The organism is Streptacidiphilus carbonis (assembly GCF_000787775.1).
Classification (GTDB): Bacteria; Actinomycetota; Actinomycetes; order Streptomycetales; family Streptomycetaceae; genus Streptacidiphilus; species Streptacidiphilus carbonis.
Genome location: NZ_BBPM01000072.1, coordinates 17,221 through 33,158, shown reverse-complemented (window position 1 = coordinate 33,158; position 15,938 = coordinate 17,221). Strand labels below are relative to the sequence as shown.

Sequence of the window (15,938 nt, the reverse complement as noted above, 5' to 3'; positions counted from 1 at the left end):
CGTCCGGGTCTACCGCTGACGACCGCGCCGGGGCTGTCCCCGTTCGCGAGCCTTGGGCTAGTCTGTGCATGCCAAAAACCACCCGGCCTGCGCAGCTGAACACCCCGGGTGCGATCGAGGGGCGTCCATGCGCGTACGGCTGCTGGGTCCGGTGGAGTTCTTCAGCGGAGAAGGGGCGGCGATGCCGATCGCCGCCCCCAAGCGCCGGGCGGTGCTCGCCGTGCTCGCGCTGGAGCTGAACCGGGTGGTGCCCGTCGAGCGCGTGGTCGAACTGGTCTGGGACGGTGATCCGCCCCCACGCGCGCGCACGGCGCTGCAGGGCCACGTCTCCGCGCTGCGGCGACTCCTGGCGGAGGGCGACCCGCGGGCGGACGGCGGCGCACCCGGCCTGGCGCTGGTCACCAGGCACCCCGGGTACGTTCTGCTCGGTGACCGTCAGGACGTGGATCTGCACGCCTTCCACGCCCTCTGCGCCCAGGCCGCCGACGCCGACGACCGGATCGCCGTGAAGCTGCTCGGCCAGGCCCTGGACCTGTGGCAGGGGGCGCCGCTCGCCGATCTGACCAGCACCTCGCTCCGGGACGGCATCGCGGTACGGCTCGTTCGTGCCCGGCTCTCCGCGCTGGAGGGCTGGGCCGAACGCAGCGTCAGGCTGGGACGGGGGCCGGAGACGCTGGCGGCGCTGGAGGCGGCCGTGCGCGAGCAGCCGTTCCGCGAGCCGCTGGTCCGGCTGCTGCTCCTCGCCCTGCACCAGGCGGACCGCCAGGCAGAAGCCATCGAACTGTTCCACCGCACCCGCGAACTGCTCGCCGACGAGCTCGGGATCGACCCCGGCCCGCCCCTGCGCGCCGCCTACGAGAGCGTGCTGCGCGCCGGTCCGCCGGCCCGCGGCTCCCGCCCGGATCCGGATCCCCCGGCACCCCCGGGCGGCCGGCATCCGGCCGGCCGGCACCTTCGGCCGGCCCAACTCCCCAGTGAGGGAGCCGGGTTCATCGGTCGGTCGGTCGAGCTCGGCGCCCTCGACAAAGCCTGCGGCGCCGACGGCCGGACCGCCCCGGGCCTGGCGTTGGTCGCCGGACCGGCCGGGGTCGGCAAGACCGCGCTGGCGCTGCGCTGGGCCCATCGCCACGCCGCCGGCTTCGCCGACGGCCAGCTCTTCGCCGATCTGCGTGGATTCTCCGCCGCGCCACCGGTCAGCGCCGGCGCCGTGCTCAGCGGCTTCCTGAGGGCGCTCGGCATCCGGGACGCGGACATGCCGAACGCTCCGGACGACCGGGCCGCCCTCTACCGCGGCCTGCTCGCCGAGCGGCGGGTCCTGGTGGTCCTCGACAACGTCCGCTCGGTCGCGGACGTGCTCCCGCTGCTCCCGTCCGGACCCGGCAGTGCCGCGGTGGTGACCAGCCGCACCCTGCTCGGCGGCCTGGTGGTCCGTCAGGGAGCGGCGGTGGTACGGCTGGAGGTGCTGCCCGCGGACGAGTCGCGCGAGCTGCTGGCCGCAGCCGTCGGCGGCGACAGGGTCGCAGCCGAGGTCGAGGCGACCCGTGAACTGGCCCGGCTGTGCGACGGACTGCCGCTCGCCCTGCGGGTGGCGGGCGCCCGGCTCGCGACGCATCCGGGCTGGACGGTGGCGGACCTGGTGGAGCAGCTGTCCGACGAGCAGGCCCGGCTCGCCTCGCTCACCACCGACGACGCCGACCTCGGAGTGGAGGCGGCGCTGCACCTGTCGTACCTGGCGCTGCCCGAGGCCGCGGCGGAGCTGTTCCGCCTGCTCGGTCTGCATCCCGGGCCGGATGTGGACCGCTGGACCGCGGCCGCCCTCGCCGACCGGCCGCCGGCGGACACCCGGCGGGCGCTGCTGGCGCTCGCCTCCGCCCATCTGCTGCAGGAGACCACGCCCGGCCGGTTCGCCCGGCACGACCTGGTCCGGCTCTACACCGTGCAGCTCGCGGAACGGAGTCTCGGCGCCGCCGAGCGGGAGGCCGCCACCGGCAGGCTGCTCGACTACTACCTCGACGCGACCGCCGCCGCGGCCGAGCCGGTCAGCTCGCAGAAGCACCTGCTGTACCGGACCGACGCCGGCCCGGTCGCCGGGATCCCCCCGGTGTCGGCTTCCGTGGCGGCCTCGGCGCTCTGGTTCCGGACCGAGGCGGCGGCGATGCGGGCCCTGGTCGACGCCTTCGCCGAGGGACCGCGGGCGGACCGGGCGTGGCGGCTCGCCTGCAACACGATGCCGCTCTACTTCGGTACCGAGCACGTCGACGACTGGGTGGCCGCGAGCCTCGCCGGGCTGCGCGCGGCGGAGGCCGACGGGGACCTTTCCGGGAGGTCCCGGATGCACGCCGACGTCGGGATGGCCCTCGACGAACGGGGCGAGCACGGTCCGGCGATGTGCCACCTGCAACGGTCGGTGCGACTGGCCCGGGAGTCCGGCAGCCGCGAGACCCACTACCTGGCCCTGTTCCGGCTCGGCATCGGGTACTTGGGGACGGGCGCGCTGGAGCAGGCCCGGGAGACCATGGAGGCCGGTCTGCTGGAGGCGGACGAACTGGGCGATCCCGCGTCGCGGGCGCAGACCCTCAACAACCTCGGCCATGTCCTCAACCTGCTGGGCCGGCACCGTGAGGCGCTGGACTGCGCCGCCCGGGCCCGGAGTCTGACCGCGGCGAGCCCGTCCTCGCACACCCATCTCGCCTCGCTGGCCACCTGCGCCGAGGCGCAGCAGGCGCTGGGGCGGACGGAGGAGGCGATCGGGCTCGCGCGGGAGGCGCTGCGCAACTCCCGCGAGTACGGCAATCCGGTCTACGAAGCGCAGGCGCTGCACCTGATCGGGCAGTTCCAGCGGGATCTCGGCCGGCCGGCCGAGGCGGCGCAGGCGCTCCGGCAGTCCCTGGACATCCTCGCGCCCCTCGGCCGGCCCGAGGCCGACGCCGTCCACGCCCTGCTGGGCGTGGACGGCGTCGGCAGTGATCCGGCGGTCAGCCCGTGAACGCCGCCGTGCCGTCGGGGGTGCCGAGCCCGGTCGGACCGTCGTACCCGGACCCGGCGGTGCACAGGTAGCTGCCGCCGCAGCTGCCGTTGGTGCCGGAGGTGACGTCGTAGAGGGCCGAGGGGTCGGCGTAGGCGTCGGAGGCCGGGACGGTGCCGCTGCCCGGAGTGCCGGCCAGCGCGTAGACCGACGCGATGATGGGCGAGGCGGCGCTGGTTCCGCCGTAGACGTTCCAGCCCGAGGCGCCGTAGGTGTCGTAGACGGCCACGCCGGTCGCCGGGTCGGCGACGGCGGAGACGTCGGCGACGGTGCGGCCCGAGCAGCCGCTGTCGGTCTGCCAGCTGGGCTTGGACGAGTACTGCGAGCAGCCCGAGCCGGTGCCCTCGGTGCCGGCGCTGGTGCCCCAGACCGACTCGGTCCAGCCGCGGGAACCGGAATCGGCGCTGAGCGAGGTTCCGCCGACCGCCGTGACGTACGGCGAGGCGGCCGGGTACTCGACGCCGTAGCCGGAGTCACCGGCGGAGGCGGTGATGGCCACCCCGGGGTGGTCGAAGTAGCTGCTGTCGTAACCGGAGTCGGCGGAGGACTCCGAGCCGCCGTAGCTGTTGGAGACGGCCGTCGCGCCGAGCGAGACCGCCTCGTTCACGGCGGCGCCGAGGTCGTCCATGCTGGCGGAGTTCGCCTCCACCAGCAGGATGTTGCAGTCGGGGCAGGTGGCACTGACCATGTCGAGGTCCAGCGAGATCTCGCCGGCCCAGCCGCTGTCGGCGGTGGGGTAGCTGGTGCCGCCGGTCTGGTCGACCTTGCTGAAGCACCCGTTCGCGCTGGTGCAGGCCGACAGGCCGTACTGGCTGCGGTAGGTGGCAAGGTCGGACTCGGCGTTGGGGTCGTCCTGGGCGTCGACGATTGCCACGGTCTCGCCGGAGCCGTTGGAGGCGGCGGCGGAGGCCAGGTTGTAGGCGCTCTGGATGTCCGAGGGCCCGTAGCCCGAGGGCGTGGCGGCGGCCGCGGCGGCGCTGAGCCGCGAGGCGCTCTTGGACTTCGCCGGCGTGCCTCCGGTGACCCGCAGGGCGTTGCACGCCATGTAGCCCGGCTTGGCCGGTGCGGCGCAGGAGCGGGTCCAGCTCACCTTGTGGTGCGCTGCTGACGCGGCCTCGGCGGGGCTGGTCAGCGCGAGGCCGGTGACGGCCAGGCCGGTGGCGGTGGTGAGGGCGAGTATCCGGTGCAATGTCCTGTGTCCTTTGTTCCGTGGGGGTGACGCGGGATCAGCTGAGGCCGAGGGTGGCGAGCGCGGTGGTCCAGTCGGCGGCTATCGCGTCCTGGGCGTCGACGAGAGTGGCCGAGCCGTTGCAGACCGCCTTCTTGAGCTTGTTCTCGACGGTGTCCTTCTGGGTGGAGGTACCGCCGTTGGAGTCGGCGTGCGGCTCGGGCCACAGGTTCAGCGGGTCCTTGGGGGCGCCGCCGAGCTCCAGCGGAATGAAGTGGTCCTCCTCGTAGTCCGCGGTGCTGGTGTCGGCGTAGCCGTACTCGGCGATCTGCTTGATCTTCAGCGCGTTGGTGTACGAAGTGGAGGGGCGGACCGTGGCCGTCCATCCGGAGACGCAGATGGTGGAGTCGATGGTGTCCTGGGTGACGTCGGGGTTGGTCGCGCCGGGCGTACAGCTCGGGTCCGGCAGCGGGAGGTAGGCCGTGGAACAGGTGGGGGTGGCGGCGTGGGCGGCGGTGCCGCCCTGGACGAGCAGGGCGGCTCCGCTCAGGGCGAGCGCGGTGGCGGCGGCGGTGAGCCGTCGACGGGTTGCTGACTGCATGGGAACTCCTGGGGGCGCGATCCTGGATGAGCATCTATAGCGTGCGCATGTCAAGGAAGTGGCCCCGTCCCCGGGCTCTCCCGTACCTGGGAGTTTCCTGGGAGCCGCTAACGCCGCGCCGACGCCGGGCTAACGTACCGATGTCGTGCGCGCGTTCGGCGATCAGTACCGGTGCCCGCTGTGACCAGGCCGTTCTCGTAGGCGGCGATGACGAGTTGGGCGCGGTCGCGGGCGTCGAGCTTGGCCAGCAGCCGGGTCACATAGGACTTGACGGTCGCGGTGCTGATGACCATCGCCGAGGAGATCTCGGTGTTGGACAGGCCCTGGCCGATGAGCGTCAGGGCTTCCCGCTCCCGGTCGGTGACCCCCTCCAGCTGCTGCGGCGGTGCCGCAGTCGCGTGCCGCGAACGGCCGGTGAACGCCTCGATCAGTCGGCGGGTGACCTTCGGGTCGATCAGCGCCTCCCCGGCGGCGACCACCCGGATCGCCGCCAGGACGCCGCTGACGGACATGGACTTGACGAGGAATCCCGAGGCGCCTGCCCGCAGCGCGCTGTAGACGTTCTCGTCCTCGTCGAACGTCGTCAGGACGACGACGCGGGAGTCGCCGCCGTCCGCAGTGATCATTCGGGTGGCCTCGATGCCGTCCATGCCGGGCATGCGGATGTCCATGACGACCACGTCCGGGCGCAGTTCCCGGGTCATCCGGACGGCTTCCACTCCGGTCCCGGCCTCTCCGGCCACCTCGATGTCGGGGAGGTCGGCGATCACCATGACCAGGGCCGCCCGGATCAGCGGCTGGTCGTCGGCGAGCAGGACCCGGACCGTCATGCGGACCTCCTCAGGCCTTCGTCGGGACGGGTAGCCGGGCGGTGACGCGGAATCCGCCGCCGAGGCGGGGGCCGGCGCTGAAGTCGCCGTGCAGCAGCTCGACCCGGTCCCGCATACCGGCGATGCCGTACCCGATGCCGTACCCGGTGCCGGTGCCGGGGCCGCCGGTGCTGCCGGTCCTGCTGCCGCCGCAGTCCCGGGCCCCGCTGTCGACGATCGCGAGGGTCACGTCCTCCGTGCCGAAGGTCAGCGACACCCGGCACTGCAGCGTCCCGGAGTGCTTGACGGCGTTCGTGACCGACTCCTGGATGATCCGGAACACGGACAGGTCGATCTCCGGCGGCAGCGGCCTCCGCTCGCCGCGCCATTCGACGTCGACCCGGACGCCCGCGGTCCGAGCGTCGGCCACCAGCCGGTCGAGGTCGGCCAGTCCGGCGAGAGGCGCCTGCGGGTCCGCCGGGTCGGCGTCGTGGAGCGCCCCGAGCATGCGGCGGAGCCCGGTCAGGGTCTCCCGGCCGGCGTCCTCGATGATCCCGAGGGACCTGGCGGCGGCCTCGGGCTGGGTCCGGACCACCAGTCTGGCGGCGCCGGCCTGGAGGGCGACCACGCCGATGGTGTGGGCGACCATGTCGTGCAACTCGCGGGCGATCCGTAGCCGTTCGGCGGTCACCGCCTGCTCGGCCGTCCGGCTGCGCAGTTCCTCGGTGTGGAGGCGTTCGCGGCGCTGAGCGTTCCCCAGCACCCAGGCGAGGACGATGATCAGCAGCACCACGGCCTCGACGGAGGTGTCCACGGCCAGTCCCTTGGCCAGGCAGACCGCGACGTAGCCGAGGAGCCCGGCGAACGCCGGCGCCGCCCCGGCCGTCGCCGTCCGCCGCGACCCGGTCGCCGCGACGAAGTAGAGGGCGACGCACACCGGCAGGTACTGGTCGGGGGTGATGTCGGCGGAGTGGAAGTCGAGGTTCAGCACGAGCGCGCTGAGCACCAACGCGGTGAGGGCCCACGCCGGCCGCCGTGTCAGCAGTCGGCAGCCGAGGAACAACAGGACGGCTGCGACGCCGAGCACGGCCTGTTCCCGGAGGTCCGCCGCGAGCGGCGCCGGGCGCCGGGGGGCTCCCCACGGCAGCCCCACCCGCTGTGACCGGGTGATGAGCAGGTACAGCGTCGACAGGGACCAGGCGCATGCGACCACCGGGCCCGCGGGCACACGCAGCGTCCAGGCCCGACTCCGTCGCCGGATCTCCTCTGGCATGGGTGGAGTGTAGGGGCGCGGGTCCTCCGCGCACATCGGACCCAGGCTGTACACCCTGGGTCGGCAACGGCCCCCGCCACTGCGGGTCCTGCTCCGATGCGGTGGTGCGGGCGGCGTCGGCAGTGTCGTCCGCATGACGAACACGGTGGGTCGGCGGGAACGGGAAGCGCAACGGAACAGGGAGCGGGAGGTGGTGGTACGGCTGACGGACCTGCGCAAGGACTTCGGCAGCCGCGCGGCGCTGGGCGGGATCTCGCTGGAGATCCGGGCCGGCGAGTCGGTCGCGGTGATGGGTCCGTCCGGCTGCGGCAAGTCGACGCTGCTGAACATGGTCTCCGGGCTGGACCGGCCGTCCGGCGGGTCGGTCGTGGTCGGCGGGGAGGACCTGGGCGCACTCGACGAGAAGGGTCTGGCGCTGTTCCGCCGCCGCCGGATCGGGATGGTGTTCCAGTTCTTCAACCTGCTGGACGACCTGCCGGCCCTCGACAACATCGCCCTGGCCGGGCGGTTGAACGGGATGACTGTGCGTCAGGCCAGGAAGCGGGCCGAGGAGTTGATGGACGGTCTGGAGATCGCCGACCGGAGGGACGTCCACCCGGCCTCGCTGTCCGGTGGTGAGCGGCAACGGGTCGCCGTGGCCCGCGCCCTGATGAACCGTCCGGCGCTGCTGCTGGCCGACGAGCCCACCGGGGCCCTGGACAGCCGCTCCGGGGACGCCGTGGTGGAACTGCTGACGGAGCTGAACCACCTGGGGCAGACGCTGGTCCTGGTGACGCACGACCCGCGGCTGGCCGCGCGGTGCGCCTCCCGGGTGGTGGAGATGGCGGACGGCCGGATCTCCGGCGAGCACGTCGCGGACCGCGGCGTCGGGCGCGGCACGGAGCGTGCGCGATGAGGGCCGTGTGGTGCGTGGCCCGCGCCGCGGTCCGGCGCCGCAGGCTGCAGAGCTTCGTCCTCGGCGTCGTCGTGCTCGTGTCCACCGCCACGGTCGTGGTCGCGCTGGGCATGATGGCGAGTGTGTCGGGCACCTTCGAGCAGGCCTACGACGCTGCGAAGGGCGCGCACGTGGTCGCGGAGTTCGACGGTTCCAGGACGACTGCCGCGCAGCTCGCGCGGACCGCCCAGGTGACCGGGGTCGAGGCGACGGCCGGTCCCTACCCGGAGGCCGTGCTGCACGGGGCCGCCGAGCAGGGCGGTCCGTTCGCGCGCTCCGGTGTCCTCACCGTCGTGGGCCGGGACCGGCCGGACACCGCGGTCGACTCCATGAAGGTCTTCTCCGGGCGCTGGGTCGAGGGCCCCGGCGAAATCGTCCTCGACGCGCCCCAGGGGTTCGGCGGCGCGCGGCTGATCGACGGCGACGTCCATGTCCTGGCGCCCGGCGGGGTGGACCTCAAGGTGGTCGGCTACGCGACCTCCGTCAGCCAGTCGGCCGACGGCTGGGTCACCCCTGCCGAGGCCCGGGCGCTGGGCGCCGGCTCGAACCAGATGATGTACCGGTTCCGGGACGCGGGATCCGATACTGCCCTCAAGGCGGACATGGCGGCCGTCACAGCAGGCCTGCCGTCCGGTTCCCTGACCGCGACCAGCTCCTACCTCACCATCGGATCACGCCTGGCCGCCGGCCCGAACCGGTACGTGCCGTTACTGACCGCGTTCGGCATCCTGGGCCTGGTCGTCTCGGTCCTGATCGTCGGAAACGTCGTCAGCGGCGCCGTGGTCGCCGGCTACCGCCACATCGGCATCCTCAAGGCCCTCGGCTTCACCCCGGACCAGGTGACGGCCGTCTACCTGGTGATGGTCACCCTTCCGGCCGCGCTCGGCTGCCTGGTCGGCGCCGGCGTCGGCTCGGTCGTCGGCACGGACCTGGTGCAGGGCGCGTTCTGGGGCGTCCACGGCAACTACCTGGTCTCCGGCCGGGCGAGCGTTCCGGGCTGGATCCTCCCCCTGGTCCTGCTCGGGATGCCGGCGCTGACCGTGGTGTCCGCATTGATCCCGGCGGTCAGGGCGCGACGGCTGCCGGCCGCCGTGGCGATCAGCGCGGCCGGCGTCCAGCGGACCGGACGGGCCCTGGCGGCGCAGCGCAGGCTCGGCGGATCGCGGCTGCCCCGCCCGGTCAGCCTGGGGCTGGGCTGGCCGTTCGCCCGGCCGGGCCGAACGGCGCTGACCCTGTCCACGGTCGTGGTCGGCGTGACGGCGGCGACATTGGCCATCGGCCTGTCAGCGTCCGTGCTCGGGTTCAACCGGGCGCAGAACCAGCAGGACCGGGTCCAGGTGACCGTCGCGGTCGACAATCCGGCGTCACCGCAGCACCCGCCGGCTCCGGTCCACACCGACGAGCAGCTCTTCGCCCTGCTGCGGGCCCTCCCCGGGGTGGCCCGGGTGTCCGCGCAGGCATCCGTGCGGACCCGGATGGCCGGCAGCGCGGACACGGTCGACCTGGGCGTCGCGACGGGGGACACCGCGGCGCTCCACCCCGACCTGGTGCGGGGACGCTGGACGAACGGACCGGGTGAGGTCGTGGCGGACTCGGAGTTCTGGCACCAGCACCGGCTCTCCCTGGGGGAGACCGTCGTGCTGCTCGACACCGCCGGCCGGCAGGTCCGCGAGACGGTGGTCGGAGAGCAGATGGACGGCACGGACCTCACCAGCACCGACTGGGACCGGTTCATCGGCCTCAATCCCACGCACCGCGCCACGTCCTTCTCCGTGGGGCTCACGAAGGGCGCGGATCCGAGCGGCTGCGCCGCGGCGGCGCGACGGGTCGACCCGGGCCTGCAGCCCTCGGTGAACGCCGGCGTCGGATCGGTCGAGCAGAGCATGATCGGCACGGCCTCGACGCTGACCGCGCTGCTGGTCGCCGTCGCCGGGCTCGGCGTGTTCAACGCGGTCGTCCTGAGCACCCGTGAGCGCCGCAGGGACATCGGTGTGCTGAAGTCGATCGGGATGACGCCGCGTCAGGTGATCGCGATGGTGGTCGCGGCGATGGGCGCGCTGGGAGCGGTCGGCGGACTGCTCGGGGTTCCGCTGGGCGTGCTCGCCCACCGGATCGTCATCCCGGTCACCGGGCACAGCATCGGCCGCGACCTGCCCGCCTCCCTGCTGGACGTCTGGAACTGGCCGCTGCTGGCCCTGCTGGTCCTCTCCGGCGCCGCACTCGCCGTGCTGGGCGCCTTCCTGCCCTCGGTCCGCGCCTCGCGGGCCCCGGCGGCGCAGGTGCTGCGCACCGAGTAGGCGGGCGAGGCGCGGAGCGGGCACGAGAGGCGCGGACCGGCTCCGGTCAGTCGGCGGTGATGTCCGGGTGCAGCCTCCGGGTGTGGTCGACGGTGCGGGGCGGGCCGGTGAGGGTGAGGTGGGCGGTGAGGCGGGTGTCGGTGCTTGAGGCGGCCAGGTGCAGGTCCAGGTCGCCCGGTTCGACGGTGCGGTGGCCGTCCCGGCCGGTGAAGGACGCCAGGTCGGCGGGGACGGTGATGCGCAGCCGGGCCTGCTGCCCGGCGGCGAGTTCGATCCGGTGGTAGCCGATCAGGCGCTGGACCGGCTGGACCACCGAGGCGACCGGGTCGTGCAGGTAGAGCTGGACGACCTCGGTGCCGTCCCGCTCGCCGGTGTTGCGGACGCTCAGGGCGAGCCGGAACTCTCCCGCGGTGTCGGCGGTGTCCTGGAGCAGCTCCAGGCCGGTCCACTCGAAGCCGGTGTAGGACAGGCCGTGGCCGAAGCCGTAGGCCGGGGTGGGGTCGGTGCTGGAGACATCGCTGGCCCTGGCGAGCCGGGAGGCCAGGTAGGTGGACGGCTGGACGCCGGGTCGGCCCGGGACGCTGACGGGCAGTCGGCCAGACGGGTTGACCCGCCCGCTGAGCACGCCGGCCACCGCCCTTGCTCCGGCCTCGCCGGGGAAGAAGGTCTGGACGATGCCGGCCGCCCGGTCCACCGCGCTGCCGAGCGCATAGGGGCGTCCGGCCATCAGGGTGACCACCACCGGGGTGCCGACGTCCAGCAGGGTGTCGAGCAACTGCTGCTGCAGACCCGGGAGTTCGAGGCTCTCGGCGTCGCAGCCCTCGCCGCTGGTGCCGCGTCCGAACAGTCCGGCGCGGTCGCCCAGGGCGAGCACCACCACGTCCGCGCTGCGGGCGAGCTCCGCGGCTTCGGCGATGCCCGAGGCGTCGCCGCCGTCGACGGTGGTGCCCGGGGTGCTGACCACCTCGCTGTCCGGGAACTCGGCGGTGACCTGGTCGAGCAGGGTCGGCAGGTCGATGCCGAGCGGCACGTCCGGGTGCTTGCCGCCGACGTGGACCGGGAAGGCGTAGCAGCCCAGCAGGGCGCGCGGGGTGTCGGCGTTGGGGCCGATCACCGCGATCCTGCGGGGCCGGTCCATTGGGAGGGCGCCGTCGTTGCGCAGCAGCACCACGGCCTGCTCGGCGACCTGCTCGGCCAGTGCCCGGTTGGCCGGGGTGTCCAGGTCGATGCGGCCGCGGAACAGACCGGGGGAGTCCGGGTCCGCGTGGGAGAGGGCGCCGCCGGTGAGGGCGGGTGGGACCGGGTCCCAGTCCGGGTCGAGCAGTCCCAGTTCGGCCTTCTGCACCAGCACCCGGCGCAGCGCGCGGTCGACCAGGTGCTCGGGCACGGCCCCGGAGGTGACGGCGTCCAGCAGCGGTTCGCCGAAGGTCTTGACGCTGGGCAGTTCCACGTCGACCCCGCCGGCCAGGGCGATGCCGGCCGCGCCGCCCCAGTCCGCGGCCACGCCGTGCAGCTGTTTGAGGAAGGCGATGCCGAAGTAGTCGGCGACCACGGTGCCGGTGAAGCCCCAGACGTCCCGGAGCAGAGTGGTGAGCAGCTCCGGGTCGGCGGCGGAGGGGATGCCGTCGGTGTCGGTGTAGGCGGACATCACCGAGCGCGGACGGCCCTCGCGCACGGCCATCTCGAACGGGGTCAGGATGACGTCGGCGCGCTCGCGCGGACCCATCGGGACGGGGGCGAGGTTGCGGCCGGCCACGGAGGCGGAGTACCCGGCGAAGTGCTTGAGGGTGGCGATGATCCCGGTGGACTCCAGCCCGGCGACATAGGCCGTGGCGACGGTGCCGACCAGGTAGGGGTCCTCGCCGATGGTCTCCTCGACCCGGCCCCAGCGGGCGTCGCGCACCACGTCGAGGACGGGCGCCAGGCCCTGGTGGATCCCGACCGCGCGCATGTCCCGGCCGATGGCCGCGGCCATGGCGCGGACCAGCGCCGGGTTGAAGGTGGCACCCCAGGACAGCGGGACCGGGTAGGCGGTGGCGCCCCAGGCGGCGAAGCCGGCCAGGCACTCCTCGTGGGCCAGCGCCGGGATGCCGAAGCGGTTGGCGGCGGCGATGCGGCGCTGGCTGCGCAGCAGTGACAGCGCGCCGAGGGCGGGGTCGATCGGGGCGGTGCCGAACGGGCGGGTCAACTGGCCCAGTCCGTGCGGGAGCAGCGCGTCCAGGTCGACCGGCTCCTCCATGTCGTGCTGGTAGGGGGCGACTTCGCCGCCTTCGGCGGAGGCGCCGACCCAGACGCCGACCAGTTGGGCGAGCTTCTCGCGCAGGGTCATCTCGGCGATCAGGGCGTCGGCGCGGTCGCCGGCGGGCAGCGCGGTGTCCTGCCAACTGGCCTTGTCAGCAGGGCTGGTGGCCGTAGCGGTGGCGGATGACGGATCGGTTGAGGCGTGGTGAGCCGAATGCACTGTCTCTTTCACTTTCCGCCGACCCCCATGAGCCCTCGGACCAGGGCACGGCGGGCGAACAGGTAGACGACCAGGATGGGCAGCATCGACAGCATGACGGCGCTGAGCAGGCCGGGGACGTCGACTCCGTGCTCGGTCTGGAAGTTGTACAGGCCCAGGGTGATCACCTTGGTGGAGTCGGACTGCGTCAGCACCAGCGGGAAGAGGAATCCGTTCCAGGCCTGCAGCGCGGAGAAGACGACGATCGTGGACAGGCCGCCCTTGGACAGCGGCACCACCAGCTGCCGGAACACCCGGGCCGGTGACGCTCCGTCAACTGCCATGGCTTCGTAGAGCTCCGAGGTGATGTCACGCATCGCCCCGGTCAGGATCAGGGTGCAGATGGGCAGGCAGAAGGCGGCGGTCGGCAGGATGATGCCGACCAGGTTGTCGTAGAGGCCGGCCTTGCTGATGACGTAGAACATCGGCACGATCACCGCCTGCGCGGGGATGGCCAGGCCGAGCAGGAAGATCCGGAAGACCGTGCTCATGGTGCGGTGCCGGCTGCGGATGATGGCGTACGCCAGCGGCGGCACCACCAGCAGCACGATGGCCACCACGGAGACGGTGACCACGATGGTGTTGAGGAAGTCCCGGCCGAAGCCGTTGGAGAAGTCGTCCAGGTAGTTCTGCAGGGTCAGGTGCGCGGGAAAGCTGAGCGGTCCCGAGGTGGAGTAGTCGGACTGGGTGCGCAGGGTGGCCGTCAGCATCACGTACAGCGGCAGGCCGACCAGGAACAGCCAGATCAGCGAGCCGAATCCGGCCAGGTAGTTGGGGCGTTGCCGCATCACAGTCCCTCCGCGGTGCTCTGCATCCGGTCGTAGCCGGTGAGCCGGACCATGAGCAGCGAGAGCAGGGTGGCGACCACCACCAGGACCAGGGCGATGGCCGAGGCCCCGCCGAAGTCGAAGCTGAGGAAGCCCTGCTGGTACATGTAGTAGGCGCTGATGGTGGTGTCGGTGCCGGGGCCGCCCTGGGTCAGGATCAGCACGGTGTCGAAGGTGGTCAGCCCGCCGACCACCATCAGCACCATCGAGGTGATGACCGTGTTGCGCAGCTGTGGCAGGGTGATGTGGAAGAACTGGCGCACCGTTCCGGCGCCGTCGATCGCCGCGGCGTCGTAGAGGACCTGTGGGACGGCGCGGGCGCCGCCCTGGTAGATCAGGGTGTGCAGCGGGGTCCACTGCCAGGCGCCGACGAAGGCCAGCACGCCGATCGAGCCGCTCTGGGTGCCCAGCAGGTTGCCGTCGCCGAACAGCCAGCCGGCATCGGAGGGGATCCCGAAGTTGGGGTCGAGCAGCGCCCGCCACAGCACCGAGACCGCGGTCACCGAGAGCAGCAGCGGGACGAAGTAGACCGCCGCGAGGACGGCCCGGTTGCGCTGGTGCCCGGCCGCCCAGACCCCCAACAGGATGCTGATCGGGGTCTGGACCACCACGCCCAGGGTGGTCAGCAGCGCGCTCAGCCACAGGCTCTTGAGCATGACCGGGTCGTGCCACAGCGCGGACCAGTTGGACAGCCCGATCAGCTTGGGCGTGCCGATCCCGTTCCAGCTGGTGAAGGAGAGCACCGCGACCAGGACGAGCGGGACGATCGCGAACAGGGTGAAGAAGACGGTGGCGGGCACCGCCCAGGCCAGGCCCGGGCGGGTGGCCCCGACGCCGCTGCGCACCGCCCGGCGGCGGTCCGCCCCGGCGGCGGAGCCGGCAGTACTCCGATATCCCGGGGAGCGACCCCCGGGATCCCCGCGTGACCCCGTGGTCGGTGGCTCCCGGCGCGCGGACTTCGCCAGGAGTTGCTGAATGATGCTGGTCATCTGTCCGTCCGAACTCGAGGGGCGCGCTTCGGTGAGTGCGCTCAGGAGGTGGGCAGGCCCTGCATGGCCTTGATGAAGCCGGCGGCGTCGAGCTTGCCGTCCACGAACTGCTGGACGGCCTGGTGCATGGCGGTGGTCGCCGACGGCGGATAGGCCTGGTCCCAGGAGAGCTGGAACGAGGGAGCCTGCTTGACCAGGTTGTACTGGTAGGTGTCGTAGGCCGGGTCGGCCGCGGTGGACAGGAACTGCGGGGTGTTGGTGGTGGTGGGCAGGTTGCCGATGCCCAGCTGCGCCTTGACGAACTCGTCGGAGTACATGAGCTTGAGGAACTGTGCGACCGCGTCGGGGTGCTTGGTGTTCTTCAGCACCGAGTAGAAGTTGTTGGTGTTGCCGACGACGTCGGCCGCGTTGCCCGCGCCCCCGGCGATGGTCGGGAAGTTGCTGTAGCCGAGGTCGTTCTTGGTGAAGTCCGGGTTGGCGGACTTCTGGGTGGCGTACTCCCACGAGCCCATCAGCTCGAACGCGGCCTTGCCCTTGGCGAGCAGGGCCGGGGAGCCGCCGTCGGTGAACTTGACCGAGTCGTAGTTGGTGCCGAAGGCGCCCGCGTCGACCAGCTGCTTGAGCATGCCCAGCGCCTTCTGGCTGTCGGCACTCGCCCAGGCGCTGGTGTCGCCGCCGAGGGCCTTCTCGAACAGGCCGGGCCCCGCGACCCGGTCGTAGAGGTACTCGAACCACATCAGGGTCGGCCACTGGTCGCCGCCGCCGAGCGCGATCGGGGTCTTGCCCTTGGCCTTGAGCGTCTGCACGTCGGCCAGCAGCTGGTCCCAGGTGGCCGGCGGGGTGATCCCGGCGTCGGCGAGCACCTTCTTGTTGTCGAACAGCAGGACCGGCTGGGTGCCGCGCATGGGGACCCCGTAGGACTTGCCGTCGATCACCGCGGTGTTGAAGACCGACGGCAGGAAGTCGGACTTGAGCTGGGGGTCCGCGGCGATGAAGCTGTCCAGTGGCATCAGCAGGCCGGATTTGACGAAGGGCGCGATGCTGCCGCCGCCCCAGTTGAAGAAGACGTCGGGGGCCTGCGCGGTGTTGATGATCGTCTGAAGCTTGGTCTGGTAGTTGGCGCCGGGGATGGTGTCCAGCACGGCCTTGACCTTGGAGGTCTTGTTGAAGGTGTCGACGATCTGCTTCTCGACGGTGTTGCCGGTGTCGCCGTAGACGAGGATGTGGATGGTGCCCGAGCTGCTCGACGAGCTGCTGCCGCCGCTGGAGCCGCAGCCGGCGGTCACCCCCGCGACGAGGGCGCAGGCCACGGCGGTCACAGCGAATCTCTTGCGGGACGTACGGCTGCGAGATACGGAAGCGGGGGATCTCATGGCCTGCCTGTCCTTCGATTGTTTCGGTGAAATTGCCGAATGTCGAGGGGAAACGTAGGCCCGGCGGCAGGGGGCGTCAAGAGACTGCGCACGCCCAACTGGCTGCTGTTTTCTGGGCCTCAGGGGCTACCATCCGTGGCGT

General features: G+C 72.4%; 11 protein-coding genes. 3 read left to right on the top strand and 8 right to left on the bottom strand.

The window, feature by feature from the left end; all coding sequences use genetic code 11:
- The first annotated feature begins 127 nt into the window (after positions 1-127).
- Positions 128-2,986 (top strand): AfsR/SARP family transcriptional regulator, encoded by a 2,859-nt coding sequence (locus TR46_RS33435; RefSeq protein WP_052433325.1) that lies wholly within the window; start codon positions 128-130, stop codon positions 2,984-2,986.
- On the opposite strand, the gene TR46_RS33430 is transcribed toward TR46_RS33435, so the two are convergent.
- The 4 genes from TR46_RS33430 to TR46_RS33415 all read right to left on the bottom strand — a co-directional run bounded on the left by TR46_RS33430 (position 2,976) and on the right by TR46_RS33415 (position 6,876).
- Positions 2,976-4,205, bottom strand: coding sequence for a S53 family peptidase (locus tag TR46_RS33430; RefSeq protein ID WP_236655638.1), 1,230 nt, complete (start codon positions 4,203-4,205; stop codon positions 2,976-2,978). The two genes, TR46_RS33435 and TR46_RS33430, sit on opposite strands and share 11 nt — an antisense overlap.
- A gap of 46 nt (positions 4,206-4,251) precedes the next feature.
- Positions 4,252-4,794, bottom strand: coding sequence for a hypothetical protein (locus TR46_RS33425; RefSeq protein ID WP_042409595.1), 543 nt, complete (start codon positions 4,792-4,794; stop codon positions 4,252-4,254).
- A gap of 107 nt (positions 4,795-4,901) precedes the next feature.
- Entirely contained in the window at positions 4,902-5,624 is a 723-nt protein-coding gene (locus tag TR46_RS33420) for a response regulator (RefSeq protein WP_042409594.1), read from the bottom strand.
- A gap of 10 nt (positions 5,625-5,634) precedes the next feature.
- Complete coding sequence (locus TR46_RS33415; RefSeq protein WP_042409592.1) at positions 5,635-6,876, bottom strand: sensor histidine kinase; 1,242 nt, start codon at positions 6,874-6,876, stop codon at positions 5,635-5,637.
- Between the two features lie 133 nt (positions 6,877-7,009).
- Between TR46_RS33415 and TR46_RS33410 the strand changes: the two genes are divergently transcribed.
- Together TR46_RS33410 and TR46_RS33405 are read left to right on the top strand one after the other, a co-directional pair.
- Entirely contained in the window at positions 7,010-7,771 is a 762-nt protein-coding gene (locus TR46_RS33410; RefSeq protein ID WP_042409591.1) for an ABC transporter ATP-binding protein, read from the top strand.
- Positions 7,768-10,107: an ABC transporter permease gene (locus TR46_RS33405; protein WP_042409589.1), complete on the top strand. Its 2,340-nt coding sequence runs from the start codon at positions 7,768-7,770 to the stop codon at positions 10,105-10,107. The genes TR46_RS33410 and TR46_RS33405 overlap by 4 nt, the downstream gene beginning before the upstream one ends.
- A gap of 46 nt (positions 10,108-10,153) precedes the next feature.
- On the opposite strand, the gene TR46_RS33400 is transcribed toward TR46_RS33405, so the two are convergent.
- From TR46_RS33400 to TR46_RS33385, 4 genes are read right to left on the bottom strand one after another with little or no spacing between them, the layout of a single operon-like run.
- The gene (locus TR46_RS33400) at positions 10,154-12,568 is read right to left on the bottom strand and encodes a beta-xylosidase/alpha-l-arabinosidase (RefSeq protein WP_439654408.1); all 2,415 of its coding nucleotides are present in this window, start codon (positions 12,566-12,568) and stop codon (positions 10,154-10,156) included.
- An 8-nt stretch (positions 12,569-12,576) separates the two neighbouring features.
- A complete protein-coding gene (locus TR46_RS33395) occupies positions 12,577-13,395 on the bottom strand; it encodes a carbohydrate ABC transporter permease (RefSeq protein WP_042409587.1) in 819 nt (272 codons plus the stop codon).
- On the bottom strand, positions 13,395-14,423 hold the full coding sequence (locus TR46_RS33390; protein WP_084719153.1) for a carbohydrate ABC transporter permease: 1,029 nt from the start codon (positions 14,421-14,423) through the stop codon (positions 13,395-13,397). The genes TR46_RS33395 and TR46_RS33390 overlap by 1 nt, the downstream gene beginning before the upstream one ends.
- A 41-nt stretch (positions 14,424-14,464) precedes the next feature.
- Positions 14,465-15,796, bottom strand: a complete 1,332-nt coding sequence (locus TR46_RS33385) for an ABC transporter substrate-binding protein (RefSeq protein ID WP_084719152.1) — start codon at positions 15,794-15,796, stop codon at positions 14,465-14,467.
- Positions 15,797-15,938 lie beyond the last annotated feature (142 nt).

Bases quoted from the DNA above. Each gene is read 5' to 3' on its own strand.
- TR46_RS33385 (WP_084719152.1), bottom strand. From the start codon at position 15,796: ATGAGATCCCCCGCTTCCGTATCTCGCAGCCGTACGTCCCGCAAGAGA.
- TR46_RS33415 (WP_042409592.1), bottom strand. From the start codon at position 6,876: ATGCCAGAGGAGATCCGGCGACGGAGTCGGGCCTGGACGCTGCGTGTG.
- TR46_RS33390 (WP_084719153.1), bottom strand. From the start codon at position 14,423: ATGACCAGCATCATTCAGCAACTCCTGGCGAAGTCCGCGCGCCGGGAG.
- TR46_RS33420 (WP_042409594.1), bottom strand. From the start codon at position 5,624: ATGACGGTCCGGGTCCTGCTCGCCGACGACCAGCCGCTGATCCGGGCG.
- TR46_RS33405 (WP_042409589.1), top strand. From the start codon at position 7,768: ATGAGGGCCGTGTGGTGCGTGGCCCGCGCCGCGGTCCGGCGCCGCAGG.
- TR46_RS33425 (WP_042409595.1), bottom strand. From the start codon at position 4,794: ATGCAGTCAGCAACCCGTCGACGGCTCACCGCCGCCGCCACCGCGCTC.
- TR46_RS33395 (WP_042409587.1), bottom strand. From the start codon at position 13,395: ATGCGGCAACGCCCCAACTACCTGGCCGGATTCGGCTCGCTGATCTGG.
- TR46_RS33435 (WP_052433325.1), top strand. From the start codon at position 128: ATGCGCGTACGGCTGCTGGGTCCGGTGGAGTTCTTCAGCGGAGAAGGG.
- TR46_RS33410 (WP_042409591.1), top strand. From the start codon at position 7,010: ATGACGAACACGGTGGGTCGGCGGGAACGGGAAGCGCAACGGAACAGG.